Genomic DNA, 17,340 nt, shown 5'->3' with positions numbered 1-17,340 from the left:
TTTATAAGTTTCAGTTGGCGCCGATCATGACGAGATTGCCATTGCCCGTCTGGACCAGCACACCTTGGGGCGTCGTCTGCGGCGGTGACACGACTGCGCCGCCGCCCACCGACAGGCGCGCCATCAGGCTGCCATCGCTGCGCGACAGGAAATGCACGTAACCATCCAGATCGCCGACAGCCAGCGCTCCCCCAAGCATAGCCGGAGCCGTGAGCTGGCGGTTCTTCAGAGCGCTCTGTTTCCAGACATTGCCCCCGTTATCGAGCGCAAACGCGTTGACCACGCTGTTCTGGTCGGCGGCATAAGCGAAGCGGTCATCGAGCGTGAGGCCACTGACGCTGGAGAAATCCTTGGTCCAGAGCGGACGGCCACCGGCGGTGACGTCAAAGCAGACGATGCGTCCCTGATAAGCAACCGCGCACAGCAGGTTGCCCGCGATCCGGGGCGCGCCCACCACGTCGGTCAGACGCTCCAGGTCGCTGGCGCCGCGCGGCGTGGCCACGGTGCCTTCCCATTGCACGTTGCCGCTATTGGAGGCGATGGCCATGATCTTGCCGCCGGGCAGGCCCGTGATGACGAGGCCTTCGGCCAGGACCATTTGCGAGACGCTGCGCAAGGCGAGCGACGGGCCGGGACGCTGCACGCTCCAGACGCGCTCGCCGCTGTTCGCGTCGAAAGCCTGGATGCGGTAGTCGCCGCTGCGCACGACGACGATGCCGTAGCCGACGACCGGCGGAATCGTGACGTCGCTGGTGGCGCGGACCTTCCACTTCACCTTGCCGGTGTCGTCAAAGGCGATGACGTCGCCGTTGGGCGAAGCGACCGCAGTGGTGGTGCCGTCGCTGCCGGCGCCCGCCGACAGCTTGCCTTCGGCCTTGGCCTTCCAGATGACGCGGCCGCTTTGCAGGTCGAACTTGCCGACGGAGCCGTCGGGCGTGGCGGCATAGATGGCATCGCCCAGCACGGTGGGCGCGAAGCCCAGGCCCGAGCCGCTGCCGATGGACGTGGACCAGACCTGGCGCACGGACATGCCAGCCTTGTATTCGGTCAGGGGCGCCGGATCGTAGCGGCCGTCGTCATGGGAGAACAAGCCGCATCCGCCCAGGGCAAGCAGGCTTGCCAAGAGGACGGCGCCGCGCCACGTACGGCCAGGTGCAAATTTACGCATTACAGTCACGCTCCGCTCAAGGCATCCAGTTTCAGTTGCACAACCTGGGTCAAGGGATTGGCCGCACCCAGGCCATCGATGGCGCTCTGCCAGGCCGCGCGCGCTTCCTCGCGCTTGCCTTGCGCAGCCAGCACGTCGCCGCGGCGGTCAGCGAACAAGGCGGCGAAGGCGGCCGGCGGATTGTTCAGCTGCGCCAGCGCGGCGTCGTATTGCTTCTGGTCCAGCATCATGCCGGCCAGGCGCAGGCGCGCCACGGCTTGCATGGAGGGGTTCTTGTTCTGACCGGCCAGCCATTCGAGCTGTTCGCGGGCGCCGGCGTCATCCTTCTGCGCCTGCAGGGCCTGCGCGGCCACCAGAGCGCCACGCGCGGCGTAGCCGGTGTTGGGATACTTTTCGCGCAGCGTCGAGGCTGCGGTCTTGATACGCACCGAGGAATCGGCGCCACCCAGGCGGGCCGCGTCTTCCAGCGCTTCGAAGTAGCCCATTGCCTGGTTGGCCTGGTGCGATTCGTACGCCTTCCAGCCCCACCAGCCGCCCCAGGCCAGGAGCACTGCCGTCGCCAGCGTCAGCAGAAGCGTGCCATAGCGGGCCCACCACGCCTTGATAGCGTCGAGTTTTTCCTGTTCTTCAAGATCGTATGCCATGCGTTAACCCTTGTTGTTCAATGCGTCGGCCAGCTTCGCCAGCGGAACCTGTTGCTGCGCCGAGTCGCCCTGCCCTTCTGCGCGCAGGAACTTGACGCTGGCGGTCTGCGACGCCACTTCGTCGGCGCCAAGGATAACCGCAACGCGGGCGCCGCTGGCGTCCGCGCGCTTGAATTGGGACTTGAAGCCAGCCGATCCGGCATGCACGATGACCGACAGGCCCGCGTCACGCAGGTCTTCGCCGACGCGCGCGGCCAGGCGCTGCGCGTCCTCGCCCTGGTGCACGACGTACACGTCGCACTCGGCCGGCGCGGCGATTTCGACGCTTTGCTCCCACAGGTCGAGCAGGCGCTCCATGCCGATGGCAAAGCCCACGGCAGGCGCCGGCTTGCCGCCCAGCAGTTCGACCAGGCCGTCGTAGCGGCCGCCGCCGCAGACCGTGCCCTGGGAACCCAGGCGGTCCGTGACCCATTCGAAGACGGTCAGGTTGTAGTAGTCCAGGCCGCGGACCAGACGGGGATTCAAGCGGTATTCGATGCCGGCGTCGGTCAGGCGCTGGCACACGCCGTCAAAGTGCGCGCGGGACTCTTCGCCCAGGAAGTCGAACAGGCGCGGCGCGCTGTCGGCCATTTCCTGCATGGCGGGGTTCTTCGTGTCCAGCACGCGCAGCGGATTGCTGTACATGCGGCGCTGGCCGTCTTCGTCGAGGATGTCGCGGTGCTTTTCCAGATGCTGGATCAAGGCGGCGCGGTGCGCGGCGCGCTCGGCCGGCTGGCCCAGCGAATTCAGTTCAAGGCGCACGTCCTTCAGGCCCAGCAGCTTCCAGAGGCGGCCCAGCATGACGATGAGTTCCGCGTCCACGTCGGGACCGGCAAAGCCCAGCGCTTCGACGTCGATCTGGTGGAACTGGCGGTAGCGGCCGCGCTGCGGGCGCTCGTGACGGAAGACGGGACCGATGGAGTAGACGCGTTGCGGACGATCGTAGAGCAGGTTGTGTTCGATCGAGGCGCGCACGATCCCGGCGGTCATTTCGGGGCGCATCGTGAGCGATTCGCCGTTGAGCGCGTCGGTGAACGTGTACATCTCTTTTTCGACGATGTCGGTGACTTCGCCGATGCCGCGTGCAAACAGGCGCGTATGCTCAAGCACGGGCGTACGCACATTGCGGTAGCCATAGCCGCGCAGCCAGCCGCGCACGATTTCCTCGAATTGCTCCCAGCGGGCGCTTGCCCCCGGCAACAGGTCATTCATGCCGCGGATGGCGGCGACTTTCTGGAAAGCTTGAGTCATCTTGATCATGCCGTCGGCGCGCCGGAGAAGCGCGCCAATGGCTACACCCTTACTTTAGTGAGAGGCGAGCGCGCCATACCGGCGCGCAACGTATTCTTCAACGATGGCCTGGAACTCTTCGGCGATATGGTCGCCCTTGAGCGTGACCGTGCGCTCGCCGTCGACGAACACCGGCGCGGCCGGCACTTCGCCGGTACCCGGCAGGCTGATGCCGATGTCGGCATGACGGCTTTCGCCCGGCCCATTGACCACACAGCCCATCACCGCGACGTTCATCGATTCGACGCCGGGATACTGCGTGCGCCACACCGGCATCTGCCGGCGCAGGAACGACTGGATGCTGTCGGCAAGTTCCTGGAAGAACGTGCTGCTGGTGCGGCCGCAACCGGGGCAGGCGACGACCATGGGCGTGAATGCGCGCAGGCCCATGGTCTGCAGGATTTCCTGCGCGACGATGGCCTCGCGGCTGCGCTCTCCGCCCGGTTCGGGGGTGAGCGAAATGCGGATGGTGTCGCCGATGCCCTGCTGCAGCAGCACGGCAAGCGCCGCGGTCGAGGCCACGATGCCCTTGCTGCCCATGCCGGCTTCGGTCAGGCCCAGATGCAAGGGGTAGTCGCAGCGGGCGGACAAATCGCGGTAGACGGCGATGAGATCCTGCACGTGGCTGACCTTGCACGACAGGATGATGGCGTCGCGCCGCAGGCCGAGTTCCTCGGCGCGCTGGGCATTGCTGATGGCCGAGACGACCAGCGCGTCGCGCATGACGGCCTGCGCTTCCCAGGGCTGGGCGCGGCGGCTGTTTTCGTCCATCTTGCGCGCCATGAGCTCGTGGTCGAGGCTGCCCCAGTTGACGCCGATGCGCACGGGCTTGTCATAGCGGCAGGCGACTTCGATCATTTGCGCGAAGTTGTCGTCGCGGCGCTTGCCGCCCCCCATGTTGCCGGGGTTGATGCGGTATTTGGACAGCGCCTGGGCGCATTCCGGGAACTGCGTCAGCAGCTTGTGGCCGTTGTAGTGGAAGTCTCCCACCAGCGGCACGTTCACGCCCATGCGGTCGAGCTGCTCGCGGATGGCGACGACCTCGCGGGCGGCCTCGGGCGTGTTCACGGTGATGCGCACGAGCTCGGAGCCGGCCTGCGCCAGCTCCTTGACCTGGATCGCGGTGGCGATGGCGTCCGCGGTGTCGGTGTTGGTCATGGACTGAACCACGACCGGGGCGTCTCCGCCCACCGTCACGACACGATCGCCCCACTTCACCGCGACGGAACGCGTGGCGCGGCGCGCTGCGGCTCCCACCGAGGGAGGCGGCGCGTCCTGGCAAGGCAGAGAAGAATCTTGCATCGGTTGGAACCGGGTTACTTGGTCGGCTTCGGCAGCCAGTCGGCGGGCAGCCACTGCTGCGGCAGCCAACCTTGCCAGAAGGCATACGCCACGCCGGCGGCAAGCACCAGCACGATGGCGATCAGCCAGCCCCACGACGACGTGGACGAGCGGTCGTCGTCGGCGCTGGATTGCGGAATGGAATGCGCGGAATGCAGCGAGCTGGGACTGAGCTTGGCCGGGCCAGTGGCGCGGGCATTGGGATCGAGCGAGTCGACGATGGCCTGGGCATCGGCGCCGAGCAGCCGCGCATAGTTGCGCACGAGGCCGCGCAAGGAAACGCCGGTGGGCAGGTTGTCCCACTGCTCGTTTTCAAGGGCTTCGATCTGCTTGGTGGAAAACTTGATGCGGCTGGAAACTTCGTCGAGCGACCAGCCCTTGGCCAGGCGCAAACCGCGCAAGGCGGCGCCCACGCTGCCCACCGCGCCGGCGGACGAGTCGGAAACTGCAGAAGCGAAATCCTGCGTCATGCGTGCACCTGTTTAATTGGTATGGTCTGGCGCTGGGCGGCGTTGCGCTCGGTGATCCGAGTGCGGTCCCGCACCTCTCCGGCCAGTTGGCCGCAAGCCGCATCGATGTCGTCGCCCCGGGTCTTGCGGACCGTGGTGATGATGCCGGCGTCCATCAGACGCTGGGCAAACACCTTCACCCGCGCCGAGGCCGAGCGCTTCAGGCCGGATGCGGGGAATGGGTTGAACGGTATGAGGTTCAGCTTGCAGCGCACCTGGCGTGCAATGTGGATCAATTCCTTGGCGTGCTGGTCGGTATCGTTGATGCCGTCCAGCATGCAGTATTCGAACGTGATGAAGTCGCGGGGCGCAAACGCCAGGTAGCGTTCGCAGGCGGCCAGCAGCTCCTTCAGCGGGTACTTCTTGTTCAGCGGCACGAGCTCGTCGCGCAGCGCGTCGTTGGGCGCGTGCAGCGACACGGCCAGCGCCACGGGACAGTCTTGCGACAGGCGGTCCATCATGGGCACGACGCCGGAGGTGGACACCGTGACGCGGCGGCGCGACAGGCCGTACGCGTTGTCGTCGAGCATCAGGCGCAGCGCGGGCAGGACCTGGTCGTAATTGAGCAGGGGTTCGCCCATGCCCATCATGACGACGTTGCTGATGACGCGGGTGTCTTCGGTGGCGCGGGCGCTTTCAAGGCGGGCCGTGCCGATGTCGGCCTCTAGCACGCGCTTGGCCCACCACAGCTGGCCGATGATTTCGCTGGTCTTCAGGTTGCGGTTGAACCCCTGGTGCCCTGTCGAGCAGAAACGGCAGTTCACCACGCAGCCAGCCTGGCTGGAGATGCACAGCGTGCCACGGTCGTCTTCGGGGATGAAGACGGTTTCGATGGCGTTGCCCTGCCCCACATCGAACAGCCACTTGCGGGTGCCGTCGGTCGAGCGTTGCTCGATGTTGACGGGCAATGCCTCGATGCGGCAATGCGTCGCAAGCTGGCTGCGGAAATCGCGGGCCAGGTCGGTCATGGCGTCGAACGAATCGGCGCCGCGCTGGTGCATCCAGCGCTGCAGCTGGCGGGCGCGAAACGGCTTGCCGCCCCACTGCCCGACCAGTTCGGACAGGGCGGAGCCGTCCAGCCCCAGCAGATTGATTCGTTCGACGGATTCCATAACCAGGTAAAACTAAAGCGCTTTCAACAACTTAAGCCAAAAATTAACGGCTGTGGATGTTGATTTCGGGGAAGAAGAAAGCCACTTCGACAGCGGCCGTTTCCGGCGCGTCGGAGCCGTGGACGGCGTTGGCGTCGATGCTGTCGGCGAAGTCCGCGCGGATGGTGCCGGCTTCAGCCTTCTTGGGGTCCGTGGCGCCCATCAGGTCGCGGTTCTTCTGGATGGCGTCTTCGCCTTCCAGCACTTGCACGAACACGGGGCCCGAGACCATGAAGTCGACCAGGTCCTTGAAGAAGGGACGGGCGGCGTGCACAGCGTAGAAACGCTCGGCGTCGGCGCGCGACAGTTGGGTCAGGCGGGCGGCGATGACCTTCAGGCCGGCTTGCTCGAAACGGGCGACGATCTGGCCGATCACGTTCTTGGCGACGGCGTCGGGCTTGATGATCGAGAGGGTGCGTTGAATGGACATAAAGGACTCCGAAAACTGATTTCTGACGGGTTTCTAGTTAATTGCCTGGTGGGGCTCTGTGCTTGCCGATGCCGCGCTTGGATGCCACCCTTCGGGGCGACATCAAGCGCCATCGCGCCGTTGGCACGCAGGAGATCCGAAACGAATGGGTGTCTCGGGCCACCCTGAACCACCGACCAAGACAGGATTCGACACTGCCGACCTGTCGGACGCATCCTGGAATGCCAGCGGGATTCCGGCTGCGCGCCAATCCAATGATTCAGCACGCATTTCCGAAGGAATCCTCAATGAATTCAGGGACTTCTAAAAGGTTTACAGTAACCCGGTATTCTAACACGCTGAGAAGACCGCATTACATCTTAAAATGAGCGGTTTGCTGCCCGCTTCCTACCCGGGCGCCCCTGTCTGCCGGAACTTAGTAATGACTCAAGCTGCTCCCCCGAACGCCGCGCCTATCGCCGGCGAAACCCCGGAACTCTCCAAGAGCTTCGAACCCTCCGAACTGGAATCCCGCTGGTATGCCGAGTGGGACAAGCGCGGCTACTTCGCCGCGGGCCAGCACGTGAAAACGGGGACGGAAAGCCAGCCTTACGTCATCCAGTTCCCCCCGCCCAACGTGACCGGCACCCTGCACATGGGCCACGCGTTCAACCAGACCATCATGGACGGCCTGGTGCGCTACCACCGCATGTCGGGCGACGACACCGTGTTCATTCCTGGCACCGACCACGCCGGCATCGCCACGCAGATCGTCGTTGAAAGACAGCTCGACGCGCAAAAGGTTTCGCGCCATGACCTGGGCCGCGAGAAGTTCGTCGAGAAGGTGTGGGAATGGAAGGAGAAGTCCGGCAGCGCCATCACCGGACAGGTGCGCCGCCTGGGCGCCTCGGCCGACTGGCCGCGCGAATACTTCACCATGGACGACCGCATGTCGCGCGGCGTGGTGGAAACGTTTGTCCGGCTGCATAAACAGGGACTGATCTACCGCGGCAAGCGCCTGGTCAATTGGGACCCCAAGCTGCTCACGGCCGTGTCCGACCTGGAAGTGCAGTCCGAAGAGACCGATGGCCACATGTGGCACATCCTCTACCCGTTCGTCGACGGTCCGCAGACCATCGTCGACAAGGACGGCCAAACAGTCACCCTGCGCGGCATGACCATCGCCACGACACGCCCGGAAACCATGCTGGCCGACGGCGCGCTGTGCGTGCATCCCGACGATCCCCGCTACAAGCATCTGGTCGGCAAGCAAGTCGAGCTGCCGCTTTGCGACCGCAACATTCCCATCATTGCCGACGATTTCGTCGACCCTGAATTCGGCACGGGCTGCGTGAAGATCACGGGCGCCCATGACTTCAACGACTACGCCTGCGCGATGCGCCACGATCTGCCGCTGATCGTGATCTTCACGCTGGACGCGCACATCAACGAAAACGGTCCCAAGCAGTTCCAGGGCATGGAACGCTACGAGGCCCGCAAGGCGGTCGTTGCGCAACTGGAAGCCGAGGGCTATCTGGTCAAGGTCGAGCCGCACAAGATGATGCAGCCCAAGGGCGACCGCACCGGCGTCGTGCTCGAGCCGATGCTGACCGACCAGTGGTTCGTCGCCATGAGCAAGCCCGCGCCGGAAGGCACGCTGAACCCGGGCAAGAGCATCACCGAGGTCGCGCTGGAAGTCGTGGCCGACGGCCGCATCCAGTTCTATCCGGACAACTGGACCACCATCTACAACCAGTGGCTCAACAACATCCAGGACTGGTGCATTTCGCGCCAGCTGTGGTGGGGTCATCAGATTCCGGCCTGGTACTCGGAAGATGGCCAGGTGTTTGTGGCCCACGACGAAGCGGGCGCAATCGAGCAGGCGCGCGCCGCCGGCGTCACTGGCCCGCTCACGCGCGACCCCGACGTCCTGGACACGTGGTTCTCGTCGGGCCTCGTGCCCTTCACGACGCTGGGCTGGCCGGAAAACACGCCGGACCTGCAGCGCTACCTGCCTTCCAGCGTCCTGGTCACGGGCTTTGACATCATCTTCTTCTGGGTGGCGCGCATGGTCATGCTGACCACGCACCTGACCGGACAGATCCCGTTCAAGCACGTTTACGTGCACGGCCTCATCCGCGACGCCGACGGCCAGAAGATGAGCAAGTCCAAGGGCAACACGCTGGACCCGGTGGACCTGATCGACGGCATCGACCTGGACGGCCTGGTGGCCAAGCGCACCTACGGCCTGATGAATCCGAAACAGGCAGGCGCCATCGAAAAGGCCACGCGCCGCCAGTACCCCGACGGCATCCCCGCCTACGGCACCGATGCGCTGCGCTTCACGATGGCGGCCTACGCCACCCTGGGCCGCAACATCAACTTCGACCTGAAGCGTTGCGAGGGGTACCGCAATTTCTGCAACAAGCTCTGGAACGCCACGCGCTTCGTGCTGATGAACACCGAAGGCCATGACCTGTCGGTGCCGGACGAAGGCGAACTGTCCTTCGTCGACCGCTGGATCGTCAGCCAGATGCAGACACTGGAAGCCGACGTCGCGCGCGGGTTTGCCGACTACCGTTTCGACAACATCGCCAACGCAATCTATCGCTACGTCTGGGACGAATACTGCGACTGGTACCTGGAACTGGCCAAGGTGCAGATCCAGACCGGCACGCCGGCCCAGCAGCTTGGCACCCGCCGCACGCTGATCCGCGTTCTGGAATGCGTGCTGCGCCTGGCGCATCCGATCATTCCGTTCATCACGGAAGAGCTGTGGCAGAAGGTGTCGGTCGTGGCCGGCAAGCGCAAGGAAGGCGTGGCCGACAGCGTCAGCGTGCAGCCCTACCCCAAGGCCAATCCGGCCGCGGTGGATGCCGCCGCCGAAGCCGATGTGGCCGAACTGAAGGCGCAGGTCGAGGCCGTGCGCGCCCTGCGCGGCGAGATGAGCCTGTCGCCCGCCCAGAAGGTGCCGCTGTGCGCGCAGGGCGATGCGCCCATGCTGACCCGCAACGCGCCCTACCTGGCCGCGCTGGCCAAGCTGAGCCAGGTTGACGTGCTGGACGTGCTGCCCGACGCGGGCGCGCCGGTGCAGGTCGTCGGCGCCAGCCGCCTGATGCTGCACGTCGAGATCGACGTCGCCGCCGAGCGCGTGCGTCTGGACAAGGAGATCGCCCGCCTCTCCGGCGAGATCGCCAAGGCCCAGGGCAAACTGTCCAACGCCAGCTTCGTCGAGCGCGCGCCCGCCGCCGTCGTGGAACAGGAAAAGGCCCGCATGGCGCAGTTCGGCGAAACCCTGCAGAAGGTGCAGGAGCAGCGCGCCAAGCTCGGCAACTGATCCTCGCGCCGCCCCAGAAACCCCGGACACTGTTCCGGGGTTTTTGTTTGGGGACAGCCGGGATTCAGACCCCGCCGTCCGTCATCCGGTACCAGCTGACCACCGCATTGACGTACAGGCGGCGCAGCGGATAAAGCGGAAATGGCTTGATGGCCGACAGCGGCACGGGCAGCGCATTGGCATCGCCCGTGACCACGTACTGCGCCATTGCGCCCCCCATGCAGGTCTGCAAGCCGACGCCGCGGCCCTGGCAGCCGATATCCACCAGCAGCCCGGGCTGCGGTTCATGCAGATGCGGCAGATAGTCGCGCGTGACGGCCACTCTGCCGCACCAGCGGAACTCGAACGGCGTGCCGGCCACCTGCGGGAACATCTTGACCATCACGCGCTCCAGATGCGCCCAATCCGCCTCGCCCTTGGGCTCGCGAAAAGGGCCCCGGCCGCCCATCAAGAGGCGGCCCTGATGATCCAGCCGGAAGTACAACAGCAGATTGCGCGTGTCGGACGTGACGTGGCCCTCGGGAAAGATGCCCGCCCGGATGCGGTCGGGCAGCGGCACGGTGGCCACCTGGAACGTGTTGGCGTCGATGATGGACGGCTTGAGGCCAGGCCACAGGCCGCCGCCATAGGCATTGGTGCACATCACCACGCGGTCGGCGCTGACCGACGGCCCGCGCGCCGTGGACACCGTCCACTTGCCGCCGTCGCGCGCCAGGCCCGTGACGGGCGTGTCGGTGTGCAGGGTCGCGCCCGCGTTCAGCGCGGCGCGCGCCAGGCCGCGCGCATAGCTCAGCGGCTGCACCGCGCCCGCCCGCCGGTCCACCCATCCGCCCAGATACTTGTCCGTGCCGATAAGCCGGGCGACCTGCGCCCGATCCAGCGGTTGCGCGTCCACGCCCAGCCGCGCCCATTGCGCCGCGCGGCCTTGCGCGACACGCAGCGCGTCGGGCGTGTGCGCGCCCTGGATCCACCCCTTGCGCACGCGCGGCACGTCCATCGCGTGGCGCTCGATCAGGTCGAAGACCGCGTCCGCCGTCCCGCCGGCGAACCGTGTCAACCGCTCGCCGCGCTCGGGGCCGAACATCGCAATCAGATCGTCAGGGTCGTATTTCAAGCCCGGAATGACCTGCCCGCCATTGCGGCCCGAGCCGCCAAAGCCGATCTCGCGCGCCTCCAGAAGCACGACCTTGACGCCACGCTCGGCCAGGTGCAACGCAGTGGACAGGCCGGCGTAGCCGCCGCCAATCACGGCGACGTCGGCCTGCGTGGACGCGTCAAGCGGCCCGGTGGGCGGCGGCGGCGCTGCGGTGGCCGCCCATAGTGACGGGGAAAGCGGAAACGGCGTTGGCTGCATGGGGCGTCCTTACATGGGGTGCAACACACGCCGCAGGAAGTCCTGCGTGCGCGGATGCTGCGGATGATTCAGCACTTCCCGGGCGGCGCCCTGCTCCACCATGACGCCGCCGTCAAAGAACATGACGCGGTCGGCGACCTCGCGCGCAAAGCTCATTTCGTGCGTCACGACGACCATCGTCATGCCGGCCTCGGCCAGCTTGCGCATGACGCCCAGCACGTCGCCGACCAGTTCGGGATCAAGCGCCGAGGTGGGCTCGTCGAACAGGATCGCCTTCGGTCTCATTGCCAGCGCGCGCGCAATCGCCACGCGTTGCTGCTGGCCGCCCGACAGCTGGTTCGGATGCGCGTTTTCCTTGTCCGCCAGGCCGACGCTGGCCAGCAGCTCGCGGCCGCGTTCAACCGCCTGCGCGCGCGGCTCTTTCTTGACGAAGATCGGGCCCTCGATGACGTTTTCCAGCGCCGTGCGGTGCGGAAACAGGTTGAAGCGCTGGAACACCATCGCGACCTGCGTGCGGATCGACACGATGGAAGGCGAATCGCAATCGACCAGCTCACCGTCGACCGTGATGCGGCCGGCGTTGTAGCGTTCCAGTCCGTTCATGCAGCGCAGGATGGTCGACTTGCCCGAGCCGGATGGCCCCACGACACACACGACCTCGCCCTGCTCGACCTCGGCGTCGATGCCCTTGAGGACTTCAAGCGGCCCAAAGCTTTTCCTCACGCCTTGCAGGCTGATCATTTGGTTGCGCTCCGTTTTTCCAGATGCCGCACCAGCAGGATGAGCGGCACGCACATCACCAGGTACATCAGCGCGACCAGCGTGAACACCGTGGCGTTCTTGAACGTCGACACGGCGATGAGCTTTCCTTGCAGCGCCAGCTCGGCAACGGTGATGGTGGATGCCTGCGACGAGTCCTTGAGCATCATGATCATGATGTTGCCGTAAGGCGGCAGGACGATCTTCACGGCCTGCGGCAGCACGACGCGGCGCATCGTCAGCCCCCAGCCCATGCCCATGGCCATGGCCGCCTCGATCTGGCCGCGATCGATCGCCTGGATGCCGGCCCGGAAGTTCTCGGCCTGGTAGGCCGAATACGCGACGCCCAGGCCGATGATCGCAGCCTGCACCGCGCTCAGCGACACGCCCATGTCCGGCATCACGAAGTAGATATAGAAGAGCAGCACGATGATGGGAATGCCGCGCAGCAGATTGACCAGGCCGGCGCTAAAGCCCGACAGGTATTTGTTGCCCGACACCCGCATCAAGGCCCAGACCAGCCCCAGCACCGTCGACAGCGCCAGCGAGCCCAGCGTGACCAGGATCGTGAGCTTGGCGCCCTCCAGCAGTATCGGCATGAACTCTGCCGCGTCCTTCATGAATTGCATCATGCGTCCACCACCCCCAGAAGACTGCCCGCGTCGCGCTCCGGATGCGCGGCGTCCGCCGGCGGGTTTGATCGCGCCGGCGGGATTTTTAACGAATGCTTGCGCTACGAACGCCCGGCCGGCCTCACGCGCCGCCCAGGCCCCACTTCTTCAGGATGGCGTCGATGGCGCCGTCGGCCTTCAGCTTGGCCAGCGCCTTGTTGATGCGATCAAGCAGCTCGGTGTCTTCCTTGCGCGTGGCCAGCCCCAGGCTGCCCATGATCGTGGGCTGGTAGGACTGCGCCATCTTCAGATTGGGGTAGTTGCCTTGCGACAGCACATACGCGGCAATGGGATAGTCCATGAAGCCGCCCTGGATCCGGCCGGCGTTTGCGTCGCGCATCATGTCGGGCGGATTGTCGTAGAGCTTCACCTCCTTGAAGACCCCGCTCTTCTGGATGGGCTCGACGAAGGCCGTGCCCACCTGCACGCCTACCGTCATGCCCTTCATGTCGGCGAACGACTTGTACTCCTTGTTGTCGCTCTTGAGCACCATCAGGCCTTCGCCATAGCGATAGACGGGCTCCGAAAAGCTCACCACCTGCTGGCGCTGAGGCGTGATGAACATTGCCGCCGACACGATATCGATGCGCTTGGACGTCAGCGAGCCGATCAGCGCTGAAAACGCCATCGGCTCGATCTGCACCGAGAATCCGGCCTCCTTGCCGACCGCCTTCACAATGTCGACCATCACGCCCTCGATGCTGTTCGTCTTGGTATCGAGGAACGTGAACGGGCTGCCGGTGGGCGTGGATCCCACCTTCAATACCGTCTGGGCTTGGGCGCCCGCCGCCATGGACAATGCTGCGAATACAGAGACAACCAGGGTCTTGAATTTCATGACATATCCTCATCGTGGCAAAGAAGGCCGGGCCGCGCCTGGCGCGCCCGGTGGCGGCCCGCTCCCCTCGCGTGCCGCCGCATGGGTGCTGCGCGCTCAGGGCGCTTGTGACGTGTCGTCCTCCGCGGCTTGAGTGTTGTTGGAGATGGCCCAGATGACCTCGGTCGTCTGGGACCCCGGATTGCACCAGCGGCGCGGCGTGCTGCTGGCATAGCAAAAGCTGTCACCCTCCTGCAGGCGGATGACGCGGTCGCCGACCCACAACTCCAGCACGCCCTTGAGCACCACGCCAATCTGCTCGCCCTGCCCGGTCACGAAGAGCTCGCTGCCGGTGGAGCCACCGGGCGCGATGGAGGCGCGGCACAGATCCATGCTGCGGCAGGCGGCGGGCGTGTACATCTCTTTGCAGATGCCCTTTTCCTTGAGGTCGATGTACCGATGCGTGCCCGCGCGGGCCACGCGCCCATCTTCCTCGCCGCCCGTGTGCTCGGCGTTGCGCAGCAGGGCATTGACCGACACGCGAAACTCGCGCGCCAGGAGATGAAGGACTTTGACGGAGGCCGAGCTCAGCCCTCTTTCGATCTGGCTCAGCAGACCCAGCGACATGCCGCAAGCCTGGGCGACGTCAGCGAGCGACCGCCCCTGCTGCTTGCGCAGCTGACGCAGTTGCTGGCCCAGCCACAGATCGACGGCCGACTCCGGCCTGTCCGCCCGGGCGGGTGACGACGGTGCTGCACTGGCACGACGAACGGCGGCTGAACGGCTCATATGAAAATTTCATGTGCATGTAATTTTCAATACTAAGGAGCAGCGAAAACGCCCACAATCTAGGACCTTCCCTAGCGTTGTGGGCGTTGCGGATGGGGCAGGATGACCGTCAGGCGGCGCCAGAGGGATCGGACGGCTTGCGCGGCCGGCGACGCCGGGATGATCCCGGCTCGGCGGGTAGCGGCGTCCCGGCCAGCTCGGCCAGATATCGCTCGTCAAGCTTGCTGAGCCAGCCTTTCTCGCGCGCGGACGCGATGAGTTCAGGCCGGCGCGCCGCGGTCAATGCCAATGAACGCTCGCGCCGCCAGCGCGCGATATTGGCGTGATGACCGCTCAACAGGGCCGCCGGCACCGCTTCGCCTTCGTACACTTCGGGGCGTGTGTAATGCGGGCTGTCCAACAGGCCAGACAAGGTGTCATTGAAGGAGTCCTGCAGCGCGGAATCCCCATCGTTGAGCACGCCGGGCAAAAGGCGCACCGCGGCATCGATCACGGCGAGCGCCGCGATCTCGCCGCCGGACAAGACGAAGTCGCCAAGCGAAATCTCTTGCGTGACGCATCGATCGATGAAGCGCTGGTCCACGCCTTCGTAGCGACCGCAAATGAGAATGAGGCCATCGCTGGCGGCCAATGCCTCGGCGCCAGCCTGGTCATAGCGCCGGCCCACCGGGGCCAGCAACGCCACCGGAGCGGGACCAAGCCCCTGTCCGGCGCGCGCCTGCTGGGCGGCGTTGACGGCGGCTTCCAGCGGCCCCGCCATCATGACCATGCCGGGACCGCCGCCGTAGGGGCGGTCGTCGACGGTGCGATGGACGTCATGCGTGAAATCGCGCGGATTCCAGGCATGCAGCTGCCACCGGCCCTGGGCATGGGCCCGGCCGGTGACCCCGAGGTCGCGCACCACCCCGAACATTTCGGGAAATAGCGTAACGACGTCGATACGCATCAAAAATCCGCGGGCCAGTCGCTGTCGATGCGGCGCGCGGCCAGATCGACGGCATGGATGTGCGCGCGTACGAACGGAACAAGCATTTCGGCGGGCCGGCCCTTGGCGTCCAGGACGGGTTCGGGATTCTCGCCCTCGCCCTTCTGCAGCAGGACCTTCAACACGGCATGCGCGCCGTTGTCGAGGACCTCGCTTACCACGCCGATTCGCGTGGGTTCGCCGCTGGCGCTGGAGTACAGCGCGCAACCAATGAGATCGACCCAGTAGTATTCGTCTTCGTCGGGCGCGGGGAACGAACCGCGCGGCGCTTGCACGGAATGTCCGCGCAGCGCTTCGGCCTGATCGCGATCCGTGATGCCCTGCAGTTGCGCCACGACGGTGGCTCCCTGCGAACGGGCTTGCAAGATCTTGAATGCGACAGGCGCAGACGCGACAGCGCCCCGCGCCAATTCAGGCACAGGGCGAGTCAACCACCATTGAGACGCTGAGAGCAGCACTTCGGCGTTGGCCGAATGCGGCTGCACTTTAACCCAGCCTTTCACACCGTAGGCTGCAGTAATGCGGCCCAGCTCGACCAAATCCGTAGGCGCCGCGTTGGAGGTTGCGGCATCAGGCATTTATCGTGCTCTTTATCGGCTTGGATAGCGATGAAGCAGCTAGGAATGTCAGCTTGCAAGCGCAGGGCTTTCAGCGTGGAAAAACTAGCCGCTCAGAATTCAGCTAAAGAATTTCAGCTAAGGATGTGCGACGCGGGCAATTAGGCCGCGGCGGAAACCTTGGCCGAGTATTCCTTGACCAGACGCTCGACGGCGGGCGACAGTTGCGCGCCGGTGCCGGTCCAGTACTGCACGCGATCCAGCGCAATGCGCAGGTTTTCCGTGCCTTCGCTAGCCACGGGGTTGTAAAAACCCACGCGTTCGATAAAGCGGCCGTCGCGACGGTTACGCGAATCGGTGGCCACCAGGTTGTAGAACGGACGCTTCTTGGACCCACCGCGGGCCAGGCGAATCACCACCATAGGTAATCCCTTGAATTAGTTGTGAAAAACGGGAAATTCTAGCACTGAAAGGAGCCTGCTGGCAAATGCAAGTGCCGAAATCTGCGGTGTGGCGCGATTTGTATCCTAAAACACCACATCCGGGTATTCTACAAGCATGAGCCCAGCCCTGCTGCGGCTCTATCTGCAGGCGCGCCGCGCGGCGGTTGCGTCCGGCGTTGCGCCGGAAGGCTGTGTCCGCCCGGTCATGCCGCCCCCGCCCCATGCCTGCAGCCCGTCTCGTTGTTATGCGTTTGAGCAGTTGGTGCGTCTGAAGAGCAATCTGATTGGAGAGATCGGATTCATGTCGACCCGCGCAAAACTCTACGCCCTGCCCTTGCCGGCCTCCCCGCAACGACAGCTTTCCCCTGCCTTCCTGCCCCCTCAGGGCCCGGCCTCCCCGATCGGAGCGGCTGCGCCTGCGCCTGACTGCGCTTTCCCCCACTGACGTCCTTGAACTGGAGTGTGCACATCATGAAGAACCAAAAATCCGTCTTCGCCCCCGTCGCGCGCCTGGCTGTGGCTGGATTGCTGGCGGGATCCCTTGCGCTGCCAACGGGCGCGTCCGCACGGGTGATGGGTGCGGCGCTGACGACGGCATCCGGCCAGGTGACCGCCGTGGATCAGGCAAGCCGGACCCTCACCTTGCGCGGCGCCGATGGCAATACCGTCGAGATCGTTGCCGGACCAGATATCCGCAATTTCAAGCAGATCAAACCGGGCGACACCCTGACGCTGGACTATTACGAATCGATCGCGGTGGACGTGCGCCCCGCGGGCTCCGGCGCGCCGGAAGTCGTGACCGAGACCGCGGCGGCTCGTACCGCCAAGGGCGCGATGCCAGGCGGCGCCATCGGCCGTCAGACCACGATCACGGCCGAGATCTGGCACATCAATCGAAGCGCGAACCTGGTGATCCTGAAAGGTCCTCAGGGCGGCCGCCGCACCATCCAGGTCAGGGACCCGGCGCTGCGCGAGAAACTCCAGCAACTGAAGGAAGGTGACCTGGTGGACTTCACGATCACCCAGGCGGTCGCAGCGGCCATCCACCGCTAGCCGACGCCGCCAGGATGAACAAGG

At 65.3% G+C, this 17,340-nt stretch carries 17 protein-coding genes; 2 read left to right on the top strand and 15 right to left on the bottom strand.

What is annotated here, in order from left to right; genetic code table 11:
• Positions 1 to 10 precede the first annotated feature (10 nt).
• The 7 genes from bamB to ndk are packed head-to-tail and all read right to left on the bottom strand — an operon-like array spanning position 11 to position 6,572.
• Complete coding sequence (gene bamB, locus QEP15_RS08365) at positions 11 to 1,168, bottom strand: outer membrane protein assembly factor BamB (protein ID WP_056315705.1); 1,158 nt, start codon at positions 1,166 to 1,168, stop codon at positions 11 to 13.
• Positions 1,169 to 1,173: 5 nt separating this feature from the next.
• Complete coding sequence (locus tag QEP15_RS08360) at positions 1,174 to 1,812, bottom strand: YfgM family protein (protein ID WP_056315703.1); 639 nt, start codon at positions 1,810 to 1,812, stop codon at positions 1,174 to 1,176.
• Positions 1,813 to 1,815: 3 nt separating this feature from the next.
• Positions 1,816 to 3,102, bottom strand: coding sequence for a histidine--tRNA ligase (hisS, locus tag QEP15_RS08355; RefSeq protein WP_142049684.1), 1,287 nt, complete (start codon positions 3,100 to 3,102; stop codon positions 1,816 to 1,818).
• Positions 3,103 to 3,156: 54 nt separating this feature from the next.
• Entirely contained in the window at positions 3,157 to 4,443 is a 1,287-nt protein-coding gene (gene ispG, locus QEP15_RS08350) for a flavodoxin-dependent (E)-4-hydroxy-3-methylbut-2-enyl-diphosphate synthase (RefSeq protein ID WP_062842031.1), read from the bottom strand.
• A gap of 14 nt (positions 4,444 to 4,457) precedes the next feature.
• A complete protein-coding gene (locus QEP15_RS08345) occupies positions 4,458 to 4,952 on the bottom strand; it encodes a helix-turn-helix domain-containing protein (protein WP_280148649.1) in 495 nt (164 codons plus the stop codon).
• Positions 4,949 to 6,103, bottom strand: coding sequence for a dual-specificity RNA methyltransferase RlmN (gene rlmN, locus QEP15_RS08340; RefSeq protein WP_056315692.1), 1,155 nt, complete (start codon positions 6,101 to 6,103; stop codon positions 4,949 to 4,951). Before rlmN ends, QEP15_RS08345 begins: the two co-directional genes overlap by 4 nt.
• Positions 6,104 to 6,146: 43 nt before the next feature.
• Positions 6,147 to 6,572, bottom strand: a complete 426-nt coding sequence (gene ndk, locus QEP15_RS08335; protein ID WP_056315689.1) for a nucleoside-diphosphate kinase — start codon at positions 6,570 to 6,572, stop codon at positions 6,147 to 6,149.
• Positions 6,573 to 6,993: 421 nt separating this feature from the next.
• On the opposite strand from ndk, the gene QEP15_RS08330 reads away from it, so the two are divergent.
• Positions 6,994 to 9,888: a valine--tRNA ligase gene (locus QEP15_RS08330; protein WP_056315688.1), complete on the top strand. Its 2,895-nt coding sequence runs from the start codon at positions 6,994 to 6,996 to the stop codon at positions 9,886 to 9,888.
• Positions 9,889 to 9,952: 64 nt separating this feature from the next.
• Here the strand turns inward: QEP15_RS08330 and QEP15_RS08325 are convergent, their stop codons facing one another.
• From QEP15_RS08325 to rpsP, 8 genes are all read right to left on the bottom strand, one after another.
• Positions 9,953 to 11,242: an NAD(P)/FAD-dependent oxidoreductase gene (locus QEP15_RS08325; RefSeq protein WP_217617808.1), complete on the bottom strand. Its 1,290-nt coding sequence runs from the start codon at positions 11,240 to 11,242 to the stop codon at positions 9,953 to 9,955.
• Between the two features lie 9 nt (positions 11,243 to 11,251).
• Positions 11,252 to 11,983, bottom strand: a complete 732-nt coding sequence (locus QEP15_RS08320) for an amino acid ABC transporter ATP-binding protein (RefSeq protein WP_280148648.1) — start codon at positions 11,981 to 11,983, stop codon at positions 11,252 to 11,254.
• A complete protein-coding gene (locus tag QEP15_RS08315) occupies positions 11,980 to 12,633 on the bottom strand; it encodes an amino acid ABC transporter permease (protein ID WP_062842033.1) in 654 nt (217 codons plus the stop codon). Before QEP15_RS08315 ends, QEP15_RS08320 begins: the two co-directional genes overlap by 4 nt.
• A gap of 121 nt (positions 12,634 to 12,754) precedes the next feature.
• A complete protein-coding gene (locus QEP15_RS08310) occupies positions 12,755 to 13,510 on the bottom strand; it encodes an ABC transporter substrate-binding protein (protein WP_056315679.1) in 756 nt (251 codons plus the stop codon).
• Between the two features lie 96 nt (positions 13,511 to 13,606).
• Complete coding sequence (locus QEP15_RS08305; protein ID WP_280148647.1) at positions 13,607 to 14,278, bottom strand: helix-turn-helix domain-containing protein; 672 nt, start codon at positions 14,276 to 14,278, stop codon at positions 13,607 to 13,609.
• Between the two features lie 109 nt (positions 14,279 to 14,387).
• Complete coding sequence (gene trmD / locus QEP15_RS08300) at positions 14,388 to 15,224, bottom strand: tRNA (guanosine(37)-N1)-methyltransferase TrmD (RefSeq protein ID WP_152383917.1); 837 nt, start codon at positions 15,222 to 15,224, stop codon at positions 14,388 to 14,390.
• Entirely contained in the window at positions 15,224 to 15,841 is a 618-nt protein-coding gene (gene rimM / locus QEP15_RS08295; RefSeq protein ID WP_217617805.1) for a ribosome maturation factor RimM, read from the bottom strand. The genes trmD and rimM overlap by 1 nt, the downstream gene beginning before the upstream one ends.
• Before the next feature lie 140 nt (positions 15,842 to 15,981).
• Complete coding sequence (gene rpsP / locus QEP15_RS08290; protein ID WP_008165084.1) at positions 15,982 to 16,242, bottom strand: 30S ribosomal protein S16; 261 nt, start codon at positions 16,240 to 16,242, stop codon at positions 15,982 to 15,984.
• Positions 16,243 to 16,734: 492 nt separating this feature from the next.
• On the opposite strand from rpsP, the gene QEP15_RS08285 reads away from it, so the two are divergent.
• Positions 16,735 to 17,316, top strand: coding sequence for a hypothetical protein (locus QEP15_RS08285; protein WP_062842037.1), 582 nt, complete (start codon positions 16,735 to 16,737; stop codon positions 17,314 to 17,316).
• Positions 17,317 to 17,340 lie beyond the last annotated feature (24 nt).

The sequence above is a fragment of the Achromobacter mucicolens genome (genome assembly GCF_029866465.1).
GTDB classification, from domain to species: Bacteria; Pseudomonadota; Gammaproteobacteria; order Burkholderiales; family Burkholderiaceae_B; genus Achromobacter; species Achromobacter mucicolens.
Note: the sequence above shows the minus strand (reverse complement) of the source record. Positions and strands in the feature narration are given on the sequence as shown.

Coding starts and splice junctions, on each gene's coding strand:
- QEP15_RS08310 (WP_056315679.1), bottom strand. CDS start 13,510: ATGAAATTCAAGACCCTGGTTGTCTCTGTATTCGCAGCATTGTCCATG.
- QEP15_RS08325 (WP_217617808.1), bottom strand. CDS start 11,242: ATGCAGCCAACGCCGTTTCCGCTTTCCCCGTCACTATGGGCGGCCACC.
- QEP15_RS08315 (WP_062842033.1), bottom strand. CDS start 12,633: ATGATGCAATTCATGAAGGACGCGGCAGAGTTCATGCCGATACTGCTG.
- ispG (WP_062842031.1), bottom strand. CDS start 4,443: ATGCAAGATTCTTCTCTGCCTTGCCAGGACGCGCCGCCTCCCTCGGTG.
- hisS (WP_142049684.1), bottom strand. CDS start 3,102: ATGACTCAAGCTTTCCAGAAAGTCGCCGCCATCCGCGGCATGAATGAC.
- QEP15_RS08305 (WP_280148647.1), bottom strand. CDS start 14,278: ATGAGCCGTTCAGCCGCCGTTCGTCGTGCCAGTGCAGCACCGTCGTCA.
- rlmN (WP_056315692.1), bottom strand. CDS start 6,103: ATGGAATCCGTCGAACGAATCAATCTGCTGGGGCTGGACGGCTCCGCC.
- trmD (WP_152383917.1), bottom strand. CDS start 15,224: ATGCGTATCGACGTCGTTACGCTATTTCCCGAAATGTTCGGGGTGGTG.
- QEP15_RS08320 (WP_280148648.1), bottom strand. CDS start 11,983: ATGATCAGCCTGCAAGGCGTGAGGAAAAGCTTTGGGCCGCTTGAAGTC.
- ndk (WP_056315689.1), bottom strand. CDS start 6,572: ATGTCCATTCAACGCACCCTCTCGATCATCAAGCCCGACGCCGTCGCC.
- rimM (WP_217617805.1), bottom strand. CDS start 15,841: ATGCCTGATGCCGCAACCTCCAACGCGGCGCCTACGGATTTGGTCGAG.
- rpsP (WP_008165084.1), bottom strand. CDS start 16,242: ATGGTGGTGATTCGCCTGGCCCGCGGTGGGTCCAAGAAGCGTCCGTTC.
- QEP15_RS08285 (WP_062842037.1), top strand. CDS start 16,735: ATGAAGAACCAAAAATCCGTCTTCGCCCCCGTCGCGCGCCTGGCTGTG.
- QEP15_RS08330 (WP_056315688.1), top strand. CDS start 6,994: ATGACTCAAGCTGCTCCCCCGAACGCCGCGCCTATCGCCGGCGAAACC.
- QEP15_RS08360 (WP_056315703.1), bottom strand. CDS start 1,812: ATGGCATACGATCTTGAAGAACAGGAAAAACTCGACGCTATCAAGGCG.
- QEP15_RS08345 (WP_280148649.1), bottom strand. CDS start 4,952: ATGACGCAGGATTTCGCTTCTGCAGTTTCCGACTCGTCCGCCGGCGCG.
- bamB (WP_056315705.1), bottom strand. CDS start 1,168: ATGCGTAAATTTGCACCTGGCCGTACGTGGCGCGGCGCCGTCCTCTTG.